General features: G+C 73.1%; 20 protein-coding genes and 1 riboswitch. Of the genes, 9 read left to right on the forward strand and 11 right to left on the reverse strand.

Going from position 1 to position 20,851, the window contains the following annotated elements:
* Window positions 1-3 precede the first annotated feature (3 nt).
* Genes IMZ35_RS11950 through IMZ35_RS11970 form a run of 5 tightly spaced genes read right to left on the reverse strand, consistent with a single transcriptional unit; the run spans window position 4 to window position 5,584 of the window.
* Window positions 4-1,050, reverse strand: a complete 1,047-nt coding sequence (locus IMZ35_RS11950) for an SIS domain-containing protein (protein ID WP_199441107.1) — start codon at window positions 1,048-1,050, stop codon at window positions 4-6.
* Window positions 1,047-2,483, reverse strand: coding sequence for a glycoside hydrolase family 3 protein (locus tag IMZ35_RS11955; protein ID WP_199441108.1), 1,437 nt, complete (start codon window positions 2,481-2,483; stop codon window positions 1,047-1,049). The genes IMZ35_RS11950 and IMZ35_RS11955 overlap by 4 nt, the downstream gene beginning before the upstream one ends.
* Window positions 2,484-2,488: 5 nt before the next feature.
* Complete coding sequence (locus IMZ35_RS11960; RefSeq protein WP_199441109.1) at window positions 2,489-3,310, reverse strand: carbohydrate ABC transporter permease; 822 nt, start codon at window positions 3,308-3,310, stop codon at window positions 2,489-2,491.
* On the reverse strand, window positions 3,307-4,302 hold the full coding sequence (locus tag IMZ35_RS11965) for a carbohydrate ABC transporter permease (protein WP_199441110.1): 996 nt from the start codon (window positions 4,300-4,302) through the stop codon (window positions 3,307-3,309). Before IMZ35_RS11965 ends, IMZ35_RS11960 begins: the two co-directional genes overlap by 4 nt.
* Window positions 4,303-4,312: 10 nt before the next feature.
* Window positions 4,313-5,584: a sugar ABC transporter substrate-binding protein gene (locus IMZ35_RS11970; protein ID WP_199441111.1), complete on the reverse strand. Its 1,272-nt coding sequence runs from the start codon at window positions 5,582-5,584 to the stop codon at window positions 4,313-4,315.
* 226 nt (window positions 5,585-5,810) lie between these two features.
* Between IMZ35_RS11970 and IMZ35_RS11975 the strand changes: the two genes are divergently transcribed.
* Together IMZ35_RS11975 and IMZ35_RS11980 are read left to right on the forward strand one after the other, a co-directional pair.
* Window positions 5,811-6,566: a GntR family transcriptional regulator gene (locus IMZ35_RS11975; protein WP_199441112.1), complete on the forward strand. Its 756-nt coding sequence runs from the start codon at window positions 5,811-5,813 to the stop codon at window positions 6,564-6,566.
* Between the two features lie 2 nt (window positions 6,567-6,568).
* On the forward strand, window positions 6,569-8,056 hold the full coding sequence (locus IMZ35_RS11980) for an MFS transporter (protein ID WP_307867968.1): 1,488 nt from the start codon (window positions 6,569-6,571) through the stop codon (window positions 8,054-8,056).
* A 4-nt stretch (window positions 8,057-8,060) separates the two neighbouring features.
* On the opposite strand, the gene IMZ35_RS11985 is transcribed toward IMZ35_RS11980, so the two are convergent.
* Window positions 8,061-9,035 (reverse strand): threonine ammonia-lyase, encoded by a 975-nt coding sequence (locus tag IMZ35_RS11985; RefSeq protein ID WP_199441113.1) that lies wholly within the window; start codon window positions 9,033-9,035, stop codon window positions 8,061-8,063.
* A 107-nt stretch (window positions 9,036-9,142) separates the two neighbouring features.
* Between IMZ35_RS11985 and IMZ35_RS11990 the strand changes: the two genes are divergently transcribed.
* Window positions 9,143-9,919 (forward strand): hypothetical protein, encoded by a 777-nt coding sequence (locus IMZ35_RS11990; RefSeq protein WP_199441114.1) that lies wholly within the window; start codon window positions 9,143-9,145, stop codon window positions 9,917-9,919.
* Window positions 9,920-10,364: 445 nt separating this feature from the next.
* The gene (locus IMZ35_RS11995) at window positions 10,365-11,525 is read left to right on the forward strand and encodes a S1 family peptidase (protein WP_199441115.1); all 1,161 of its coding nucleotides are present in this window, start codon (window positions 10,365-10,367) and stop codon (window positions 11,523-11,525) included.
* Window positions 11,526-11,623: 98 nt separating this feature from the next.
* Here the strand turns inward: IMZ35_RS11995 and IMZ35_RS12000 are convergent, their stop codons facing one another.
* Together IMZ35_RS12000 and thiE are read right to left on the reverse strand one after the other, a co-directional pair.
* A complete protein-coding gene (locus IMZ35_RS12000) occupies window positions 11,624-12,388 on the reverse strand; it encodes a dioxygenase family protein (protein ID WP_199441512.1) in 765 nt (254 codons plus the stop codon).
* A gap of 74 nt (window positions 12,389-12,462) precedes the next feature.
* Complete coding sequence (gene thiE / locus IMZ35_RS12005; protein ID WP_199441116.1) at window positions 12,463-13,128, reverse strand: thiamine phosphate synthase; 666 nt, start codon at window positions 13,126-13,128, stop codon at window positions 12,463-12,465.
* Between the two features lie 61 nt (window positions 13,129-13,189).
* Window positions 13,190-13,302: riboswitch (TPP riboswitch) on the forward strand.
* Between thiE and thiO the strand changes: the two genes are divergently transcribed.
* From thiO to IMZ35_RS12025, 4 genes are all read left to right on the forward strand, one after another.
* A complete protein-coding gene (thiO, locus tag IMZ35_RS12010) occupies window positions 13,288-14,304 on the forward strand; it encodes a glycine oxidase ThiO (protein ID WP_438816866.1) in 1,017 nt (338 codons plus the stop codon). (Overlaps the previous riboswitch by 15 nt.)
* Entirely contained in the window at window positions 14,301-14,501 is a 201-nt protein-coding gene (gene thiS, locus IMZ35_RS12015; RefSeq protein ID WP_199441118.1) for a sulfur carrier protein ThiS, read from the forward strand. Before thiO ends, thiS begins: the two co-directional genes overlap by 4 nt.
* Window position 14,502: 1 nt before the next feature.
* Window positions 14,503-15,267: a thiazole synthase gene (locus IMZ35_RS12020; protein ID WP_199441119.1), complete on the forward strand. Its 765-nt coding sequence runs from the start codon at window positions 14,503-14,505 to the stop codon at window positions 15,265-15,267.
* A gap of 101 nt (window positions 15,268-15,368) precedes the next feature.
* Window positions 15,369-15,788, forward strand: coding sequence for a MarR family winged helix-turn-helix transcriptional regulator (locus IMZ35_RS12025; RefSeq protein ID WP_199441513.1), 420 nt, complete (start codon window positions 15,369-15,371; stop codon window positions 15,786-15,788).
* Between the two features lie 145 nt (window positions 15,789-15,933).
* On the opposite strand, the gene IMZ35_RS12030 is transcribed toward IMZ35_RS12025, so the two are convergent.
* From IMZ35_RS12030 to thiC, 3 genes are all read right to left on the reverse strand, one after another.
* Window positions 15,934-17,025, reverse strand: coding sequence for a beta family protein (locus tag IMZ35_RS12030; RefSeq protein ID WP_199441120.1), 1,092 nt, complete (start codon window positions 17,023-17,025; stop codon window positions 15,934-15,936).
* A 128-nt stretch (window positions 17,026-17,153) separates the two neighbouring features.
* Window positions 17,154-17,972 carry a bifunctional hydroxymethylpyrimidine kinase/phosphomethylpyrimidine kinase gene (gene thiD, locus IMZ35_RS12035; RefSeq protein WP_199441121.1) on the reverse strand — a complete coding sequence of 273 codons (819 nt, stop codon included), beginning with the start codon at window positions 17,970-17,972 and terminating at the stop codon, window positions 17,154-17,156.
* Window positions 17,969-19,624 (reverse strand): phosphomethylpyrimidine synthase ThiC, encoded by a 1,656-nt coding sequence (thiC, locus tag IMZ35_RS12040; RefSeq protein ID WP_199441122.1) that lies wholly within the window; start codon window positions 19,622-19,624, stop codon window positions 17,969-17,971. Before thiC ends, thiD begins: the two co-directional genes overlap by 4 nt.
* A gap of 240 nt (window positions 19,625-19,864) precedes the next feature.
* Between thiC and IMZ35_RS12045 the strand changes: the two genes are divergently transcribed.
* Window positions 19,865-20,767, forward strand: coding sequence for a hypothetical protein (locus IMZ35_RS12045; protein ID WP_199441123.1), 903 nt, complete (start codon window positions 19,865-19,867; stop codon window positions 20,765-20,767).
* Window positions 20,768-20,851: the final 84 nt, after the last annotated feature.

Here is a 20,851-nt window from a genome sequence, read left to right on the forward strand (position 1 = left end):
GGTCTAGCGGGTGCGGGTCACCTTGTTCAGCCCGCGCGGGGCGTCCGGGTCGCCACCCCTGGCCAGCGACAGACCGTGGGCCAGGCGCTGGATCGGCAGGATCTCCAGGACCGGCGCGACCTCCTCGGCCGTCCGCTCGACGTGGACGCGCAGCGCCGCGGCCACCTCGTCGGCGGCCGAGCCGACCGCGAGCACGTCGGCTCCGCGGCCGTGCACCACGTCGAGCACCTCGCGCAGCGCGTCGCCGCCCCGGCCGGCGCTGGTCACGGCCAGCACGCCGGTCTCGCCGTCCACGGCCGCCACGGGGCCGTGCAGCAGGTCGGCCCCGCTGTAGGAGCGCGCGGCCAGGTAGCTGGTCTCCGCGAGCTTCAGCGCCGCCTCCGCCGCCGTCGCCGACGAGTAGCCGCGGCCGGTCGTGATGACCCGGTTCACGAAGCGGTAGCGCTGCACGGCCTCGGCCACCGCCTCCCGCGAGTGGTCGAGGGTCTTCTGCGCCAGCTCGCCCAGCGCCGCCGCGTGCTCGCCACGCCCGCCGCGGACCGCGTCCACCAGCAGGTACAGGGCCAGCAGCGTCGCCGAGTACGTCTTCGTCGCCGCCACGGCCCTCTCCAGGCCCGCGCCGACGTCGATCGACAGCTCGGCCGCGGCGTTCAGCGGCGAGCCGGACGTGTTGGTCACGGCCACGGTCAGCGCGCCGCGCCGCCGCGCCGACTCGGTGACCTCCAGCAGGTCGGGCGAGCCGCCGCTCTGGCTGACCGAGATCACCAGCACGTCGGTCAGGTCCGGCTCGGCGCCGTAGAGCGTGGTGGTCGACGGCGACACCAGGCCGGCGGGGAGCTGGAGCAGGACCTCGGTCAGGTACTTGGCGTAGAGCGCGGCGTGGTCGCTGGAGCCGCGCGCGCCGAGCAGGACGAAGCGCGGCGCGCGCCGGCGCACGACCTCGGCCACCTCGGCGATCTCGGCGCGACGGGCCACGAGTCGGTCGAAGATCGCCGGTTGCTGGGCGATCTCCGCGGCCATGTGGCCGCCCGGCTGCTGTTCGGTGCTCATGTTCTGACCCCTGTCGTGGAGGCGATCCGCTCCGCTGCGGCCCGCAGGCACACCCGTGACCCGCCGTGGGTGTCGATTCGGGCGGCGCTGCCCAGGTCGGGACCAGGCACGCCGGTCTCGACGTGCACGAGGTCTAGACCAATATTAGCCAACTCGACCACCAGGTCGCGAGCTCGCGCGTGCCGGTGCGCCTCCCTGGTCACGACCACGATCGTCCGCCCTTCGGCCACCGCCGCAACCTCGGCGGCCGTCGGCGCGGACGAGGTCAGCACCTCGGTGCCCGGCAGCAGCTCCACCAGGTGCGGCCCGAGGCCCCACGGCACGTCGCCGACCGCGACGGACGGCGCCACGACGAGGTCCACCACCAGCGGCGGAGCCGACAGCGCCAGCTCGCCGCGCACCCGCACCGCCCGCCGCGCCGCCGCGAGACCCAGCTCCGGGTCGTGGGCGGGCGTGCTCGTCGGGGGAGTGCCCAGCGCCGCCGTGCGCCGCGCCGCCTCCGCCAGCCGCTCCTCCGGCAGCTCGCCGGACTCCACGGCCGCCACGACGCTGGCGATCAGCGCCTCCAGCCCCGCGTCGTCGAGCGGCTCGCCGCCGAGGCACAGCGCGTCCACCCCGGCCACCAGCGCGCGCACCGAGCCGTGCGCCAGGTCGCCGCCCACGGCCTTCATGTCCAGCCCGTCGGTGATGATCGCGCCGGTGAAGCCCAGCTCGGTGCGCAGCACCTCGATCGCGCGCGGGTTCAGCGTCGCCGGGGCGTCGCCCCACGCGGGCACCACCAGGTGCCCGGTCATGATCGACCGCACCCCCGCGGCCACCGCCGCGCGGAACGGCACCAGCTCGACCGCGGTCAGCTCCTCCTCGGTCCGCGGCAGCACCGGCAGCTCGTGGTGCGAGTCGGCCGTGGACGCGCCGTGGCCGGGGAAGTGCTTCGCGCACGCCGCGACGCCGACCGCCTGCATCCCGCCGACGTAGGCGGCGACGTGCCGGCCGACCTCCTCGGGGTCCGAGCCGAACGCGCGGACGCCGATGATCGGGTCCTCCAGCGTCAGGACCAGGTCGGCGGACGGCGCGAGGTTCAGGCTGACCCCGCACGCCGCGAGCCGCGCGCCCATCGACGCGGCCACCTCGCGGGTCAGCGTCACGTCCCCGGCCGCGCCGAGCGCGTGGTTGCCAGGAACCTCCGACCCGCGCCCGGCGTCGAGCCGGGTGACGTCACCGCCCTCCTCGTCGATGCCGATCACGACGTCCGGCCTGGCCGCGCGCAGGGCCGCGCTCAGCGCGGACACCTGCTGGTCGTCCACGACGTTGCGGCCGAACAGCACCACACCGCCGAGGCCGCCGTCCGCCACGCGGCGCAGCAGCCAGTCCGGCGCGGTCGTGCCGTGGAAACCGGGCAGCAGCACGGCCGCCGCCAGCTCGTGCAAGGACATGGGCGCTATCCCTTCACGGCGCCGGCGGTCCCGCCGGCCACCATCTTGCGCTGGACGATCAGGAAGAACACCAGCACGGGCACGGTGAACAGCGCGGACGCGGCCATCGTGCCGCCCCAGTCCGTGCCGAACGCCGACTGGAAGCCGGACAGCCACACCGGCAGCGTCTGCTTGTTCTGGTCGCGGATCAGCACGAGCGCGAAGAGGAACTCGTTCCACGCCGTGATGAACGCGAACACCGACGTCGCCACCAGGCCGGGGCCGAGCAGCGGCAGCGTGACCCGGCGGAACGCGCCCCACCGGCCGCAGCCGTCGACCATCGCGGCCTCCTCCAGCTCCGCGGGGATGCCGTTGACGAAGCCGCGCAGCGTCCAGGCGCAGAACGGCAGCGTCACCGCGAAGTAGATGAGGATCAGCGAGGGGAGCCGGTCGAGCAGGTCGAGGTCCCGCATCATCAGGAACATCGGGATCAGCAGCGCCTCGAAGGGCGCCATCTGCGCGACGAGCATCATCAGCAGGAAGCCCTTGCGGCCGCGGAACCTCATCCGGGCCAGCGCGACCGCGGCGAGCAGGCCGACGACGAGCGCGGCGGCCACCGCCGACAGCGACACGAGCAGGCTGTTGGTCAGCGACGACAGGAAGCCCGGCTTGCTCCACGCCGTGGAGAAGTTGGTGAACACCACCGTCGACGGGATCAGGTCGAAGTCGCTCGACAGCAGGTCGGCGCGCGGCTTGAGCGCCGTCGTCACCATCCAGTACGTGGGGAAGGCGAAGAACAGGGCGACGAGCACCGCCGCGGCGTTCGCCGCCACCTTCTTGGCGGTCACAGGACACCCTCCTGGGAGCGGATCAGCCTGCGGACGTACTGGAACGTCAGCGCGCCGAGGATGAGCACCATCAGCACGCTCACCGCGGCGGCCACGCCGAAGTGGCTCTGCGAGATGCCCTTGAGGTACTGGAGCACCGGGAGCGTCGTGCTCCCGCCGTCGGGACCGCCCTGCTTGAACACCCACACCTGGGTGAACACCTTGAAGTCCCACAGCATCGACAGGAACGTCACCATGAGCAGCAGCGGCTTGAGCTCGGGCCAGGTGACCGCGCGGAACGTCTGCACGGGGCTGGCGCCGTCGATCCCGGCGGCCTCGTAGAGGTCCTTCGGCACCCCGATCACGCCGGCGTAGAGCGAGAAGGCCAGGAAGGGGATGGCCTGCCAGACGATCAGGAGTCCGATCACCGACAGCGTGGAGGTGCCGGTGGTGAACCAGGAGTACCCGGCGAACGACTCGAAGCCGATCTTCACCAGGGTCTTGTTGAGGATGCCGAACTGCTGGTCGAACATCCACTGGTAGACGGTGGTCGCCGCGAGCTGGGGCATCGCCCACGCCAGCAGCATCGCGATCTGCAGAACGATCCGCACGACCGGGTGGAGCTGCTTCATGAGCAGCGCGATCAGCAGACCGGCGAGCACCGAGACGCCGACGACGACGGCGGTGAAGACGACCGTGCGCAGGGTGATCGTCCAGAACTCGCTGTCGCCGAGCACCTCGGCGTAGTTGTCCAGCCCCGTCCACACGATCTCGCCGCGCACCAGCTCGCCCAGGTCGAGCTTGCGGAAGCTGGTGAACAGCACGGACAGCACCGGGAACCCGATCAGCCACAGGATGCCGATCACGGCGGGGGCCAGCAGCAGGTGGGGCAGGGCCCGGTCGAGGGCGCCCGCCCGGCGGCGCGGTGCGCCGCCCGTGGCAGCACGACGCCGTGCCGGAGGGGTGGGAACCCCGGCCGGCACGGCGTCGGTCGTGGTCTTCACGGCCGTCATCGGACGTCCGTCAGCCCGCGAGCAGCTTGGTCAGCGCGTCGTTCGCCGACGCGGTGGCGTCGTCCACCGGGGTGCCGGTGAGCACGGACGTCAGCAGGTCCTTCAGCGGGTTCTGGCCCGCCTCGACCGCCGCCCACGCCGGGGTGACCGGGGTGACCTTGCCGCCGGGGGCCGAGGCCGCCATGGCCTCGCCGACCGGGTTGGAGGCGAGCTGCGTGGTGTCGGTCGAGGTGCCGGGGACCATGCCGGTCGCGGCGAGCTGGTCCTGGTACTTCTTGCCGCCCAGCAGCTTCAGGTAGGACTTCGCCAGGTCGGCGTTGGCGCTGCCGGCCGGGATGGCGAGGTTCGAGCCGCCGAGGAACACCGGGGCGGTCTTGCCCGCGGTCTTCGAGGGGATCGGGAAGGCCGCGGTCTTGGCCTCCAGCTCCGGGTTGGCCTTGACGGCGCCCGCGAGCTCCCACGGCAGGCCGATCATCATGGCGGTGTTGCCCTGGGCGAACACCTCCATCTGCTGCGGGGTGGCCTCGTCGGTGTCCTTCGGGGCCTTGGTGCCGGACTTCTCGACCAGCTCCTCGTAGAACTTCAGGCCCGCCTTGGCCTCGGGCGTCGTCAGCGTGCCGGTGAAGGTGCCGCCGTCGCTCTTCGCGACGTCGCCGCCCTCGTCCCAGATGAAGGACAGCAGGACGTACCAGGACTGGCCGGGCAGGTACACGGACTGGAAGTCCGGGTTGGACGCGTTCGCGGCCTTGAGCTTCTCGATCGCGTCGAGCCACTCGGCGCGCGAGGTCGGCGGCGTGGCGATGCCGGCGGCCTCGAACATGTCGGTCCGGTAGACCACCGTGCGGTTCGCGGCGTAGAACGGCACGCCGTACTGCTTGCCGTCCCAGGTCAGCGAGTCCTTCAGACCGCCGAGCCACTGGTCGCCGTTGAGGTTCGACACGTCACCGGAGAGGTCCAGCAGGGTGCCCTCGGCGGCGAACTTCGGGGTCTGGGTGTTGCCGAGCTCGATGACGTCCGGCGGGTTGTTGCTCGTCAGCGCCGTGGTCAGCTTCTCCTGGATGCCGGTCCACTTCTGGACCTCGTACTTGACCGTGACGCCGGGGTTCGACTCCTGGAACTCCTTGTTCAGGGAGTCGGTCAGCGCCGCGGGCGCGGAACCGTCCATCAGCCACACGGTCAGCGTCTTGTCGCCGCCCGCGCCGCCGCTGCCGCTCGTCCCGCACGCGGTCAGTGCCACCGCCAGTGCGGCGGCACCGGCGGCGAGTCCTCTCCAGCCCTTCACAGTGTGCGCCCTTTCACCAAGCCCGGCCCTCGCCGGATCTTCGAAGTGGTGTAGACCAATGCGGCATAGAGTGTGCCGCGCCACAGGTCCTGTCAAGGACGTTGCCGAGACGTTGCAAAGTCATCCGATCAATTTCCGGCCGCTTCTCGGGGGTTCGGAAGCACGATGTGCGCTGGACAGGGCATCCTGTGAGCGGGAGCCGCGCAGTCCTTCGAGGAGGAGAGCCATGCTGGAGACGACGCCTGCGCCGGGCGTGGACACCAGGACCCGCGCGCAGCGCGAGCCGAAGTACTGGGGTCTCAAGCGGCACCTGCTCGACCTGCTGCGCGCGCTGCCGCCCGGATCGCCCATCCCCACCGAGCGCTCCCTCGCCGCCGAGTTCGACGTCTCCCGCACCACGGTCCGCCAGGCCCTCGCCGAGCTGACCGTCGAGGGCAGGCTGCTGCGCGTGCAGGGCAAGGGCACGTTCGCGGCGGAACCCAAGGTGGCGCAGCGGTTGCAGCTCTCCTCCTACACCGAGGACATGCGCGCCCAGGGCCGCCAGCCGTCGTCCCGGCTGCTGGAGGCGTCCGAGCAACCCGCGGAGGCCGAACTGGCCCGGCTGCTCGGCGTGCGCGCCGGCGCGAAGGTGCTCCGCCTGCACCGCCTGCGCCTGGCCGACGACGAGCCGATGGCCATCGAGACCACGCACCTCGCCCTCGGCCGGTTCCGCGGCCTGCGCCGCTACCTCGCGCCCGGCGGCTCGCTGTACCAGGTGCTGCGCGACCGCTTCGGCATCGAGATGGGCCACGCCGAGGAGACGATCGAGACGGCGCTCGCCAGCCCGGAGGAGGCCGAGCTGCTCGGCGCCGACATCGGCCTGCCGATGCTGCTGCTGTCGCGGCACTCCTTCGACACCGAGGGCAATCCGGTGGAGTGGGTCCGCTCGGTCTACCGGGGCGACCGCTACAAGTTCGTCGCCACCCTGAACCGTCCGCACTGACGGTGGCGGACGGGCAGCTCACCTGGGGGACGCCGCGGGCGCGGGCCGTGCTCGCGACGACCGTGCTGGGGTCCGGCGTCGCGATGCTGGACAGCACCGTCGTCAACGTCGCCCTGCCGAGCATCGGAGCGGAGTTCGGGGCCTCGGTCACCGGTCTGCAGTGGATCCTCGACGGGTACCTGCTGTCGCTCGCCGCGCTGATCCTCGTCGCCGGGTCGCTGGGCGACCGCTACGGCCGGCGTCGCGTCTTCGTGATCGGTGTCGTCTGGTTCGGCGTCGCGTCCCTGCTGTGCGGTCTCGCTCCCGACGTCGGCTACCTCGTCGCGGCGCGCGTGCTCCAGGGCGTCGGTGCCGCGCTGCTCGCGCCGGGGTCGCTGGCCGTGCTCCAGTCGGCGTTCGCCCGCGCGGACCGCGCCCGCGCGATCGGCGCCTGGTCCGGCCTGTCGGGTGTCGCCGCCGCCGTCGGGCCGCTGGTGGGCGGCCTGCTCGTGCAGGCGTGGTCGTGGCGGCTGGCGTTCCTGATCAACGTTCCGGTGGCCGTCGTGTGCGTGTGGCTCGCCCAGCGCTCGGTGCCGGAGTCGCGCGACGAGCAGATCACCGGGCGGCTCGACGTCGCGGGCGCGGCCGTGGGGGCGCTCGGCCTGGCCGGGGTCACCGCGGCGCTCGTCGAGGCGCCCGCGCGCGGTGCGGCCGACCCGCTGGTGCTCGTCGCGGGTGTCGTCGGCGTCGTCTCGCTGGGCGGCTTCGTCCTGCTCCAGGCGCGCGGGCGCGCGCCGCTGGTGCCGACCTCGCTGTTCCGCGACCGGACGTTCGTGCTGGCCAACGCCCTGACGTTCCTCGTCTACGCCGCGCTGGGCGGCGTGTCCGTGCTGCTGGTCCTCCAGCTCCAGGTGTCGCTGGGCTACTCGCCGACGGCGGCGGGCGTCGCGAGCCTGCCGATCACCGTGCTGATGCTGCTGTTCTCCGCCCGCTCCGGCCGCCTCGCGCAGCGCGCCGGACCACGCGCGCAACTGGTCGTCGGCCCGCTGCTGATCGCCGCCGGGATGCTGCTGCTGCGCCGCGCCGAACCGGGCGCGACCTACGCGACCGGCGTGCTGCCCGGCGTGCTGGTGTTCGGGCTCGGCCTGATCGCGGTCGTCGCGCCGGTCACGGCCACCGTCCTCGCCGCGGCGCCGGACCACCACGCCGGGGTGGCCTCCGGTGTGAACAACGCCGTCGCCAGGACGGGCGGCCTGCTCGCGGTCGCCGTGCTCCCGGCCGTGGCCGGGCTGACCGGCGCGGGGTACACCGATCCGGCCGCCCTGACCTCGGGCTGGCGGACGGCGCTGCTCGTGTGCGCCGTCGCGGCGGCGGTGGGCGGTGTGCTGGCGCTCGGCGTCGACAACCGCGTGCTGAACCGCCCGGCCACCGCGGAGCCGCCGGAACGGCCCAGGCCCGGCGACTGCCTGAGCTGCGGCGTCGACGCGCCGCCCACCCACGTGCGGGCCTGACCCCCTACGCGCGCGCCGGGTCGCCGGTGCCCGCCAGCAGGGACGTGAACAGCGCGGGGTCGACGTTGCCGCCCGACACGACCGCGACCGTGCGCCCGGCGGGCAGCTCCGCGCCGCGGTGCAGGTGGGCCGCGACGACCGTCGCGCCGCTGGGCTCCACCACGAGACGGCTGCGCCGCGCCAGCAGCGGCACCGCGGCGGCGATCTCCTCCTCCGACACCGTCACGACGTCGTCCACCAGCGCGCGCAGGTGGCTGAAGGTCAGCTCGGACGGCTGGGCGCGCAGCCCGTCCGCCATCGTGCGCCCGCGCAGCTCGGGCGACCAGTCGACCCGCTCTCCCGCGCGCAGACCCTCGCGCGCGTCCGCCGCCAGCTCGGGCTCCACGCCGACGACCGCCGCGTCCGGGCAGAGCGCCTTCACCGCGGCCGCCACGCCGGAGATCAGCCCGCCGCCGCTGACCGGCACGAGCACCACCTCCACGTCGGGCAGGTCCTCGGCGATCTCCAGGCCGACGGTGCCCTGCCCGGCGATCACGTCCGGGTGGTCGAACGGCGGGATCAGCGTGGCCCCGCGCTCCTCGGCGAGCTGCTGGGCGCGCGTCTCGCGCTCGGCCATCGGCACGATCAGCACCTCCGCGCCGAGCGCCCTGGTCGCGTCGACCTTGATCTGCGGCGCCGACGAGGGCACCACGATCGCGGCGGGCACCCCGAAGGACCTCGCGGCGCTGGCCACGGCCTGCGCGTGGTTGCCGCTGGAGTGGGCGACGACGCCGCGCGCCCTGACCTCCTCGGGCAGCCGGGACAGCGCGTGGAACGCGCCGCGGATCTTGAACGCGCCGATGACCTGGAGGTTCTCCGGTTTGAGCCACAGCGGTCGGTCGGGCGTCGACCAGGCGCACGGAAGCAGGGGCGTGCGCACGACGGCGGGGGCGATGATCGCCGCCGCCGCCCGGATGTCGTCGATCGTCACGAGGGTCACGTGAACATGATGCCGGGACGAGGTGTTGGTCCTCACGATCGGTGAACCCCTCTACGGGGTGAACCGTCCCCCGTCAGAGCCGAGTTGTCTACGCACAGAAAAGGATCATGAGCGACGAGCAGGAGAAGACAGGACCGCTGGGCATCACCCCGGTGCAGGTCGCCGCTGGAGCGCTGGCCGCCGTCACCGCCGCCGTGCTGGGAGCGCGGCTGAACGTCGCCGGAACCGTGGCGGGAGCCGCGGTGGCGAGCGTGGTGAGCACGATCGGCAGTGCGCTCTACCAGCGTTCGCTGGAGCGCACGACCGAGTCGGTGCGCAAGGTCGGCAGCAGGGCGTGGGTGATCAGACCCGCGCGGGGCGAGACCCCCGTCGGCGCCGACACCGCGAGCCCCGGCGAGAGGGTGCACGCGATCGAGACCCCGCCCGCTCGCGCGACCCGGCCGCGCTGGCACCTCGCCGCGGCGGCCAGCGTGCTGGTGTTCGTGATCGGGATGCTCGCGGTCACCGGGATCGAGTGGGCGCGCGGCGAGTCGCTGTCCGGCGACGGGAGCGCCACGACGATCGGCGCGATCACCGAGGGCGGCGGCTCGGGCGGCGGCCGGCGGCAGGAGGAGCAGCGGCAGGAGGAGCAGCGGCAGGAGGAGCAGCGGCAGACGCCCGGCGGAACCGACGCGCCGAGCGCGAGCGAGGAGTCCGCGACGACCGCGCCGTCCACCGGCCCGTCGAGCGGGAGCGCCCCGACGCCCGGCTCGCCGGAGACGTCGTCCGAGCCGACTGAGACGTCCGGCTCTCCGCAGACGTCCGAAGGGGTGACGTCCGCCCCCGCTCGGCCGGAAGTAATGACACCCAGTCAGCCGACGGTGGCACCGACCACTGGCGGTTGACCCTTTTTGGGTACTTCGCCCGGATGTGATCACCGCACTCTTATTGTTTGAGTGTGCATTTCACTACGGTGAGCAAACGTTAATAGTCAACGGCTACACAGCGCAGTTGACCGAGCGGGTGCTGTGACACACTCAGCCCTCGGATGGCCTGGACCGTCATAGGTGAAGAGGCCATGAAGTCGCTCTTACGGGTGACTGACCGACCGGTTCCTGCACCGGAAGGAGTGCCAGATGCCGCTCGTGGTCGATGATGAGATGCGCGTCGCTCCGCCGTGGACGTCGGCCAGCGCCAGCGCCGTGAGGGCGAGCTGGACGGGAACGGACGAAGAAGATGGGGTGGGGCGACCCCTGCCGCCGCCCCACCACCCGTCCCCCTAGAGCCCCCGAGAGTGGTCCCTGCAACCAGTTCTCGGGTTCCCTGCACCCGAAGATGAGGGAGACGTTCATGAACCGCACGAGTGCGGCCCGCTTCACCGGGGCTGTTCTGCTCGCCGCCGGTGTCGCGACATCGTTCAGCGTACCGGCGAACGCCGATGCTGCCGCGACCGCCACCGCAAGCTTGCCCGAAGCGGCTGCCGTTCCCGCCGAATTGGTCCAAGCGGCCCAGCGCGACCTGGGCCTGAACGCCCAACAGGCGCAGGAGCGTTTGACGCGCGACGCGAACGCCGTCGACGTCGAGAACGCCGTCCGGGGTGTCGCGGGCGACTCCTTCGGCGGTGCCTGGATCGACCAGGGCACCGGCAAGCTCACGGTCGGTCTCACCGACGCCTCGAAGGCGTCCGCCGCGCGTGCGGCCGGTGCCGACGTGACGTTCGTGAAGCACTCCCAGAAGTCCCTGAACGGCACGAAGGCGGTGCTCGACACCCTGTCCGCGCCGCTCTCCGTCACGGGCTGGCGGGTGGACGAGACGAGCAACACCGTCGTCGTCGAGGTCAACAAGAACACCCGCGACGCCGCCGCCGACGCGTTCGTCGCGACCGCGAAGGGCATCAGCCCGGCCGTGGTCGTGGCCGAGGTGACCGAGTCGCCCACGCCGCTGTACGACATCCGCGGTGGTGACGCGTACTACATCGGCAGCGGCCGCTGCTCGGTCGGCTTCTCCGTGTCCGGCGGCTTCGTCACCGCCGGTCACTGCGGCCGGGTCGGCCAGGCGACCACGGGCTTCAACCGCGTGGCCCAGGGCACCTTCGCCGGGTCGTCCTTCCCCGGCAACGACTACGCCTGGGTGCGGACCAACGCCAACTGGACCCCGCGTCCGTGGGTGTACCGCAGCGGCACGAACGTGACCGTCACCGGTGCCACCTCCGCCGCGGTCGGCGCGGCGATCTGCCGCTCCGGTTCCACGACCGGCTGGCGCTGCGGCACCGTCCAGGCCAAGAACCAGACGGTGAACTACGCGCAGGGCTCGGTGTCCGGCCTGACCCGCACCAACGCCTGCGCGGAGCCCGGTGACTCGGGCGGCTCGTGGGTCGCGGGCTCCGGCTACAGCCAGGCCCAGGGCATGACCTCGGGCGGTTCCGGCAACTGCTCCTCCGGCGGCACGACGTACTTCCAGCCGGTGGGCGAGGCCCTCTCCGCGTACGGCCTGACCCTGACCACGGGCTGACGCGACGGGTGGTGACCGCCCCTGCCGGTCGCCCTCCGCGGAACGCCCCCGGACCCGCTCCACATCCCCCCTCGGGTCCGGGGGCGTTCCGCTCGTCCTCAGGAGAACTGGAACGAGCGCTTGGACAGGCCGTACCAGAAGCCCTCCACGGCGGTCTCCGGCGCGGCCTGCCCGCCGCTCGCGCCGAGCGAGACGAACAGCGGCGCGAAGTGCTCGGTGCGCGGGTGCGCGATCCCGGCGGCCGGAGCCCTGCGCTGGAAGTCCAGCACCGAGTCCACGTCGCCCGCGGCGAGCGTCCGCGCTGCCCAGTCGTCGAACTCCACCGACCACGACGGCGGGGTGCTGCCGGTGCCCGCGGCGAAGTCCACGCAGCTCAGGTTGTGCGTGAGGAAGCCGCTGCCGACCACCAGCACGCCCGCGTCGCGCAGCGGGGCCAGCCGGCGCCCCACGTCGAACAGCGCCAGCGGGTCGAGGCTCGGCATCGACATCTGGAGCACCGGCACGTCGGCGTCGGGGAACATCTCCTTGAGCGGCACGTAGGCGCCGTGGTCGAGTCCGCGCTCCTCGTCGCTCGCCACCGGCCCGGCGGCGCCGAGCAGCGCCCGCACGTCCGCGGCCAGTTCCGGCGCTCCCGGCGCGTCGTAGGCGACCTCGTAGTAGCGCCGCGGGAAGCCCCAGAAGTCGTACGTGAGCGGTGCCCCCGTGGTGGAGCCGAGCGTCAGCGGCGACTCCTCCCAGTGCGCGGAGACGACCAGGATCGACCGAGGCGTCGGCAGAGCCGCCGACCAGGCGGCCAGCTCGCCGGTCCACGTGGGGTCGTCGGCCAGCGGGGGCGCCCCGTGGCCGAGGTAGAGCACGGGCATCCGCTCGTCGGGCACGGTTCGCTCCTTGGAAGTTGAAGGTTCAACTTCGAGGGTACGGGAAGTTGCTACAACTTTCACGCAAGTCGTCGGCGCAGCGCCTCCGCCGCGGCCCTCGGGTCCTCCGCCTCCGTGATCGCCCGCACCACCACGATCCGGCCGGCCCCCGCGTCCAGCACCTCGCCGAGCCGGTCGGCGTCGATCCCGCCGATCGCGAACCACGGCCGTTCGGTGCCCAGCCCCGCCGCCTCGCGCACCAGCGGGAGGCCGGGGGCGTGCCTGCCGGGCTTCGTGGGCGTGGGCCAGCACGGCCCGACGCAGAAGTAGTCCACGCCGTCCTGCCGCGCCGCCGCGCGCACCTGCTCGCCGTCGTGGGTCGAGCGCCCGATCACCACCTCGTCGCCGAGGACGCGCCGCGCCACCTCCACCGGCAGGTCGTCCTGACCCAGGTGCAGCACGTCCGCGCCGACCGCGAGCGCCACGTCGGCGCGGTCGTTGACCGACAGCAGCGCGCCGTGCCGCTCGCACGCCTCCGCCAGCACCTCCAGCGCGGCGATCTCCTGCCGCGCCTCCAGCGGTGCGCCGCCCCGCTTGTCCCGCAGCTGCACGAGGTCCACGCCGCCGGACAGCGCCGCGTCGACGAACTCGGCGAGGTCGTCGGCGCCGGACCGCGCGTCCGTGCAGAGGTAGAGCCTGGCGTCCGCGAGCCGCCGCCTGATCGTGTTCCCGTCGAGTCCTGGCACGGCGGCACCGTAACCGCCCGCTCGGCAGGTGGGAAGCGCCGAACCGGTGCGCTACGGTGACAGCGGTCCGCACGGGAGCCCGGGACACGACCGGGCTGAGAGGGAGCGTGGAGCGCTCCGACCGTCGAACCTGATCCGGGTCATGCCGGCGCAGGGAGCGTGAGTGCCTTGGCAGTGCAGGTCGCCGTCGTCGGCGGTGGGGTCGTCGGTCTGTCGATCGCGTGGCTCGCCGCGCGCGACGGCTTCGCGGTGACCGTCTCCGACGACTCCTCCCCGCACGGCGGCTCGTGGGTCGCCGGCGGGATGCTCGCCCCCGTCACCGAGGCGTGGCCCGGCGAGGAGGCCCTGCTCGACCTCGGCGTCCGCTCGCTCGACCTGTGGCCGCGGTTCGCCCGCGACCTGGACGTGGAGCTGCACACCGGCGGGACGCTGGCCGTCGCGGTCGACCGGGCCGACGCGCAGGTGCTCGACCAGCTCGCCGCCCACCTGCACGGCCTGGGCCGCACGGCGGACCGGCTCACCGGCCGCGAGCTGCGCCGCCGCGAGCCCGGCCTCGGTCCGTCCGTCCGCAGTGGACTGTCGGTGCCCGGAGACCTGGCGGTGGACAACCGCTCCCTGCTCACCGCGCTGCGCCGGGCGTGCGTGCGGGCCGGAGCGGTCTTCGAGGAACGCCGCGTCCGCGCCCCCGACCCCTCGGTCGTCACGGTGATCGCGGCGGGCGCGTGGAGCGGTGAGCTGCACGACGAGCTGAAGGCCCTCGTCCGCCCGGTGAAGGGGGAGATCCTGCGGCTGACCGCCCGGCCCGGCGCGCTCCCCCCGCCGCGGCACGTCGTCCGCGCCCACGTCGAGGGCAGGCAGGTCTACCTCGTGCCCCGCCACGACGGCCTCGTGCTCGGCGCGACCCAGTACGAGGCGGGCTTCGACCCGGCCGTCACCGTCGGCGGCGTCCGCGACCTGCTGCGCGACGCCGAGACCGTGCTGCCCGGCGTCGCCGAGTACGCGCTGACCGAGTCCGCGGCCGGGTTCCGCGCGGGCAGCCCGGACAACCTGCCGATCATCCGGTGGCTCGAACCCGGCGTGCTCGCCGCGACCGGCCACCACCGCAACGGCGTGCTGCTGGCGCCGGTGACCGCGCACCGGGTCCTCGACCTGCTGCGCACGAGGGAGGACACGTGAGGGCGAGGGTCAACGGCGAACCGCGCGACCTGCCGGAGGACGCCACCGTCGCGTCGGTCGTCGAACTGCTCGGCCTGCCGGGCACCGGCGTGGCCGTCGCGCTGGACGGCGAGGTGGTGCCGCGCGCCGCCTGGTCCGGCACCCCCGTGACGGACGGGGCCGTCGTCGAGGTTCTGACCGCCGTGCAGGGAGGCTGACGTGGACGACCCGCTGATCATCGCCGGCCGCGAGTTCGGCTCGCGGCTCGTCATGGGGACCGGGGGAGCGGCGAACCTCGCCGTCCTGGAGCGCGCCCTCGTGGCGTCGGGCACCGAGCTGACCACCGTGGCCCTGCGCCGCGCCGACGCCGGTGGCGGCACCGGCGTGCTGGACCTGCTGCGGCGCCTGGGGATCGAGGCCCTGCCCAACACGGCGGGCTGCCGCGGCGCGGCCGAGGCGGTGCTCACCGCGCGGCTCGCGCGCGAGGCGCTCGGCACGCACTGGGTGAAGCTGGAGGTCGTGCACGACGACCGCACGCTGCTGCCGGACCCGATCGAGCTGCTCGACGCCGCCGAGCAGCTCGTCGACGACGGGTTCGCCGTGCTGCCCTACACCAACGACGACCCCGTGCTGGCCCGCAGGCTGGAGGACGTGGGCTGCGTCGCCGTGATGCCGCTGGGCTCGCCCATCGGCACCGGTCTCGGCATCCGCAACCCGCACAACATCGAGCTGATCACCTCCCGCGCCGCGGTTCCCGTCGTGCTCGACGCGGGCATCGGCACGGCGTCCGACGCGGCGCTCGCGATGGAGCTGGGCTGCTCGGCCGTGCTGCTCGCCACGGCCGTGACCAGGGCGCAGGACCCCGAGCGCATGGCGGCGGCGATGCGCGCGGCCGTCGAGGCCGGTCGCCTGGCGAGGCTCGCCGGTCGCATCCCGCAGCGGTTCTGGGCGCAGGCGTCGAGTCCCGACCGCGACGCGATCTGAGAGGGCTGCTGGCAGCGCGCAACGGCATCGTGGATGCTGGAGCACTCACCACGTGGTGTCTCGACGTCGTCTTCGAGGAGGAGAGTGCCGTGACGGCCCCGATGGCCGACGAGATCTCCGATGCCACCGCGCGCCTGTACCTCGCGATCGGCAGGCTCGCCAGGCTGCTGCGCCGCACCGGCTCTCCCGGTCTGGGACCGGGCGCCGTGTCCGCGCTCGCGACGCTGGCCCGCTGCGGCCCGATGCGGCTCGGCGACCTGGCCGCGAAGGAGGGCGTCGCCCCGCCGACGCTGTCCCGCATCGTCGCCGCGCTCGTCGAGGCGGGCTACGTGCGCCGCGAGCCGGACCCCCAGGACGGCAGGGCGTGGCTGGCCACCCCCACCCCCGAGGGCGAGACGATGGTGTCCGGCGTGCGCTCGGCCCGCGTCGAGGAGCTGCGCCGCCGCCTGGAGGGCCTGACCCCGGACCACCGCCGGGCACTCCTGGACGCCCTGGACTCCCTGGAATCGCTGACCGAGTAGTCGATCGCGCCCACGTCGCGGCGGTCCGGGTGCTCCGCCACCCGCGATGCGCGAGTTGAGCGTTCAGGCACGGCGAGTTGAGCGTTGGAGCACGGTGAGTTGAGCGTTCGAGCACCGCGGGCTGGTCGCCGACGCGGCGCGCGGCTCAGCGCGGTCGCGCGAAGCGGTGCGCCAGGTACGCCACGTGGTGCGACGTGGCCACGCCGATCCAGCGCGGCACCGTCTTCGCCGTGCGCCCGCCCCGTCGCGCGCACTCGTGCAACTGCCGGTCGCCCCACGAGAAGTCGGGACCGGCGAAGTCGTCGCCGTGTCCCACCACGAGGTCGTGACTGATCCTGTCGAACCCCTCGCCGAGGTCCTCGCCCTTCGGCACGCCACCGGGGCGCGGCACCTTCTCGCTGAAGCAGAGCGCCCCGCCGCGGACGGTGTAGCGCAGGTACGGGTTCGGTGTGCTCCGGCGGCCGCCGCTCTCCTTCCGCACCGGGTGCACCACGCCGTGGTCGGCGAATCCGCACCTCCGGCCCAAGCGCTCCCACAGGGTCTCCTCGTGACGCGGCAGCAACCGGCCGGTGTAGTCGTCGCGCCCGCCGGGGGCCGATCCGGCCGCGACGGACACCGAGCGCAGGCCGGGAACCCGGTCCGCTCCGTCGAGTGCGGCGTCGGCCACCCGCACCTGCCACGCCGAGCCGGTGAGGTCCCCGAGGTAGCCCAGGTCCAGGACCACCGACAGCTCGCTCGGTGGGAGGTGGAGCACGGACAGCGTCCGCTCGACGCTCCGGGCGATCGTCTCCTGATCGGTGTCGGGCGTGAGCTGGACACGCAGGCAGAGACCGCAGCCGTACTGCTCGGCGACGATCTTCGCCGCGACGATCCGCTGGTCCGACGCGTCCCGCCGCACCACCGGGACGAGCAGCGGCTCCCGGTGGAAGAGCTGGTCGCGGTCCAGCAGCGCGTCGGCGGTGTCCTGGCAGCGGGCGCCGAGTGCGCCGAGCGGACCCGTGCCGAACTCGTCCAGGCCCTCCAGCTGCGAGCAGTCGACCATCACCGGCCGCCCTCGTCCGGTGAGGTGTCCCACGGCGGTGGTGAACCCCTTCGCCACCCGGCCGTCCCGCTTCGGCCCGGGGACGAACTCGACCAGGGGCTGGACCTCGCGGGCGTCGCGCTCGGACGCGTGAGCCAGCGCGTCCAGCTCCCCCTGCTTGGCCAGGACGATCAGCACCGACGAGTGATGAGTCATGAGACCTCCCCGCCCTCGACGCTAGGAGGGGGAGAGGACGGCCGCGTCCGCCGCAGGTGTGGACCACTGCGGCCGAACCGGTGACCGGGTGTGGAGGGCCGGTGGCGCCGCGGCCCTCCACACCGTCGTCAGTCGGGCAGGCGCCAGAGCGGGGACACCGGGCCCACGCCGCTGCCCAGCGGGTACGCCGCCCGCACCGAGCGGACCACGAAGTCCTTGCCGAAGCGGACCGCCGTGGGCACGTCCTCGCCGCGCGCCAGGCGGGAGCAGATCGCCGACGCCAGGGTGTCGCCGCTGCCGTGGGTGTGCTTCACGTCGTAGCGCGGCCCCGGCAGCTCGACGAAGTCGCTGCCGTCGAACAGCAGGTCCAGGCACTCCGGGTCGGTCCACATGTGGCCGCCCTTCACCAGCACCCACTCCGGGCCGAACTCGTGCAGCGCCCGCGCCGCCCTGCGCTGGTCGGCGCGGTCGCCGACCTCGACGCCGGTCAGCAGCGTCACCTCGTCGATGTTCGGCGTCACGAGCGTCGCGCGCGGGAACAGCAGCGTGCGCAGCGCGTCGAGCGCGTCGTCGGCGAGGAGCTGGTCGCCGTGCATCGACGCCGACACCGGGTCCACGACGAACGGCGTGCCGCCCGACCGTCCGATGTGGACCTCGTCGCAGGCCTCGGCGACGGCGGCGATGATCTCCGCGTTCGCCAGCATCCCGGTCTTCACCGCGTCCACGCCGATGTCGGTGGCCACCGCCCGGATCTGGGCGGCCACCACGTCGGGCGGGATGGCGGTGTACCCCGTCACGCCCAGCGAGTTCTGCACGGTGACGGCGGTGACGGCGGTCATGCCGTGCACGCCGTTGGCGAACAGCGTGCGGAGGTCGGCTTGCAGGCCGGCACCGCCGCCGGAGTCCGATCCGGCGATGGTGAGGACCTTGGGCGGTGTCTGGCTCAACTCGGCTCCACGACCGGAAGGTAGACCCTGCCGCCCTGGTCCGCGAACTCGCCGGACTTCTCCCGCATCCCGGCTTCGATGGCCTCCGTGCTGGTCAGCCCGTGCTCCTCCGCGTAGCGGCGCACGTCCTGGGTGATCTTCATGGAGCAGAACTTCGGCCCGCACATCGAGCAGAAGTGGGCGGTCTTCGCCGGTTCGGCCGGCAGCGTCTCGTCGTGGAACGACCGGGCGGTGTCCGGGTCCAGGGAGAGGTTGAACTGGTCCTCCCAGCGGAACTCGAACCGCGCCTTCGACAGCGCGTCGTCCCACTCCTGCACGCCGGGGTGCCCCTTGGCGAGGTCCGCCGAGTGCGCCGCGATCTTGTAGGTGATCACGCCGGTCTTCACGTCGTCCCTGTTCGGCAGGCCCAGGTGCTCCTTGGGCGTGACGTAGCAGAGCATCGCCGTGCCGAGCCAGCCGATCTGCGCCGCGCCGATGGCCGAGGTGATGTGGTCGTAGGCGGGCGCGATGTCCGTGGCCAGCGGGCCGAGGGTGTAGAACGGCGCCTCGCCGCACCACTCCTCCTCCAGCCGCACGTTCTCGGCGATCTTGTGCATCGGCACGTGACCGGGGCCCTCGATCATCACCTGCACGTCGTGCGCCCGCGCCACGTGGGTCAGCTCGCCCAGCGTCCGCAGCTCGGCGAACTGCGCCTCGTCGTTGGCGTCCGCGATCGACCCCGGCCGCAGGCCGTCGCCGAGGGAGAACGTCACGTCGTAGGTGCGCAGGATCTCGCACAGCTCCTCGAAGTGCGTGTAGAGGAAGCTCTCGCGGTGGTGCGCCAGGCACCACGCCGCCATGATCGAACCGCCGCGCGAGACGATGCCGGTGACCCGCTTCGCCGTGAGCGGCACGTACGCCAGGCGCACGCCCGCGTGCACGGTCATGTAGTCCACGCCCTGCTCGCACTGCTCGATCACGGTGTCCCGGTAGACCTCCCAGGACAGCGCGGCCGGATCGCCGTTCACCTTCTCCAGCGCCTGGTACATCGGCACCGTGCCGACGGGCACCGGCGAGTTCCGCATCAGCCACTCGCGGGTCTCGTGGATGCGCTTGCCGGTGGACAGGTCCATGATCGTGTCGGCTCCCCAGCGGGTCGCCCACACCATCTTGTCCACCTCGTCCTCGATCGACGACGACACGGCCGAGTTGCCGATGTTCGCGTTGATCTTCACGAGGAACTTCTTGCCGATGATCATCGGTTCGGCCTCGGGGTGGCGGCGGTTCGCCGGGATCACCGCCCGGCCGATCGCCACCTCGTCGCGCACGAACTCGGGTGCGAGTCCCTCGCGGACGGCGATGAAGCGCATCTCGGGCGTGATGGTCCCGGCCCTGGCCGCCGCCAGCTGGGTCACCGCCCCGTTGATCGGCTCGCGAGCCGCGATCCACGGCGCACGCAGCGGAGCAAGTCCACTGTGGACGTCGATGGTAGCGCTCTCGTCCGTGTACGGACCGGAAGTGTCGTAGAGGTCGACGTGCTCGCCGTTGGTCAGGTCCACCCTGCGGAAGGGCACCCGGACACCGTCACCGGCATCGCGGTACACCTTGCGCGAGCCCGAGATCGGGCCCGTGGTGACACTGGGTCGGACCGAGCGGTCGTCAAGTGCCGTCACGACGTTCCTCCCTACGCCGGCATTACCCGGTCAGGTTCAGGCGGTCGGCGGCACCGGGTCGACACGTCGACACCAACCGCCCTCTCAGCCCGCTCAGGCGCGAGCTCCCGCGTTGTGGAGTTGTCCGCCCGACCATAACCACGGCACGGCCCCACTGCCAAGAACCGTCCGGAGGACGATCCCCGGCAAGATCGTGCCAGCCCCTCCACACGGCACCCGGTTTGGCAGTACCTTGCACGCGTGGCTGATCGCCAGCCCTTCCCGCCCGGCGCCCGACGCGGTGAGCGTCCCGTCGAGGTTTCGCCGTGCCCGTCGTGCGGCCGACTGGCCGGTCGGGGCTACCCCGAGTGCCGGTACTGCGTGGAGCTGGTGGAGCAGCCGTGGCTGCTGGACTGGCAGGAGCTGCTCTCCGCCCAGCAGCGGACGTCCGGCGGCGCGGGTGAGCGCGAGCTGGCGGAGCTGGTCGTCGCCGCCGAGGTCGGCACGTACTCGTGGACGTGCACCGACTGGGCCATGACCCTCGTCGAGTGCTCGGAGTGCGCGGCCGAGCTGGGCACGGGCCCGGTCGACTGCGTGCGCTGCGCCCTCGCGGAGGAGCTGCGCTGGTCGTGGGACCACCACGGCCACCCGGGGGCCATCACCGCGCTGGAGCACTCGCTGCGCGTGGCGCGCGCCGTGCTGCGCGCCCCGCACCGGACCCGCGACACGGTCGTGAAGACGTGGCGGCTGTGCCTGCCGTTCCTGCTCGCGGGAGACGTGGCCACGGCCGGGGAGATCCAGCGCATCCGGGCGCAGGTGCTCGCCGGGCACTACGACGAGCTGGCGCGTCCGACCACCCAGGTCGAGGTGACCACGATGCCGGAGCTGTTCTGGCGGCGCGGCGGATCGGGATCGGTCCGCGTCGAGTACGAGCCGAACTCCGAGCGCCAGCAGGACGCCGCCAGAAGGCTTCTCCAGGCACGTGCGCACGCGCGGTCCGCCGAGCCACCCGCCGATGCGGTGCGGGAACCCGACGAGGACCAGGCGCCAGACCGCGTCGACGGCGACCCGGACGACGGTGACCAGCACGACGGTGACCAGCACGACGGCGACCAGCACGAGGAGGGGCTCTCCCGCGCCTCCGGCTGGCACGAACTGCGGTAGGAACGACACCGCGAACACGCCCAGCTCCGGGTCGGCCACGCCGACCAGCGGCCCGGCGCGGAGCTGGAACGGGCGACTCGCGGA

The organism is Umezawaea beigongshangensis (assembly GCF_016464305.1).
Taxonomy (GTDB): Bacteria; Actinomycetota; Actinomycetes; order Mycobacteriales; family Pseudonocardiaceae; genus Umezawaea_A; species Umezawaea_A beigongshangensis.

Coding starts and splice junctions, on each gene's coding strand:
- IMZ35_RS12025 (WP_199441513.1), top strand. CDS start 15,369: ATGGCCGACGAGATCTCCGATGCCACCGCGCGCCTGTACCTCGCGATC.
- IMZ35_RS11955 (WP_199441108.1), bottom strand. CDS start 2,483: ATGTCCTTGCACGAGCTGGCGGCGGCCGTGCTGCTGCCCGGTTTCCAC.
- IMZ35_RS11965 (WP_199441110.1), bottom strand. CDS start 4,302: ATGACGGCCGTGAAGACCACGACCGACGCCGTGCCGGCCGGGGTTCCC.
- IMZ35_RS11995 (WP_199441115.1), top strand. CDS start 10,365: ATGAACCGCACGAGTGCGGCCCGCTTCACCGGGGCTGTTCTGCTCGCC.
- IMZ35_RS11950 (WP_199441107.1), bottom strand. CDS start 1,050: ATGAGCACCGAACAGCAGCCGGGCGGCCACATGGCCGCGGAGATCGCC.
- IMZ35_RS11975 (WP_199441112.1), top strand. CDS start 5,811: ATGCTGGAGACGACGCCTGCGCCGGGCGTGGACACCAGGACCCGCGCG.
- IMZ35_RS11990 (WP_199441114.1), top strand. CDS start 9,143: ATGAGCGACGAGCAGGAGAAGACAGGACCGCTGGGCATCACCCCGGTG.
- IMZ35_RS12000 (WP_199441512.1), bottom strand. CDS start 12,388: ATGCCCGTGCTCTACCTCGGCCACGGGGCGCCCCCGCTGGCCGACGAC.
- IMZ35_RS12030 (WP_199441120.1), bottom strand. CDS start 17,025: ATGACTCATCACTCGTCGGTGCTGATCGTCCTGGCCAAGCAGGGGGAG.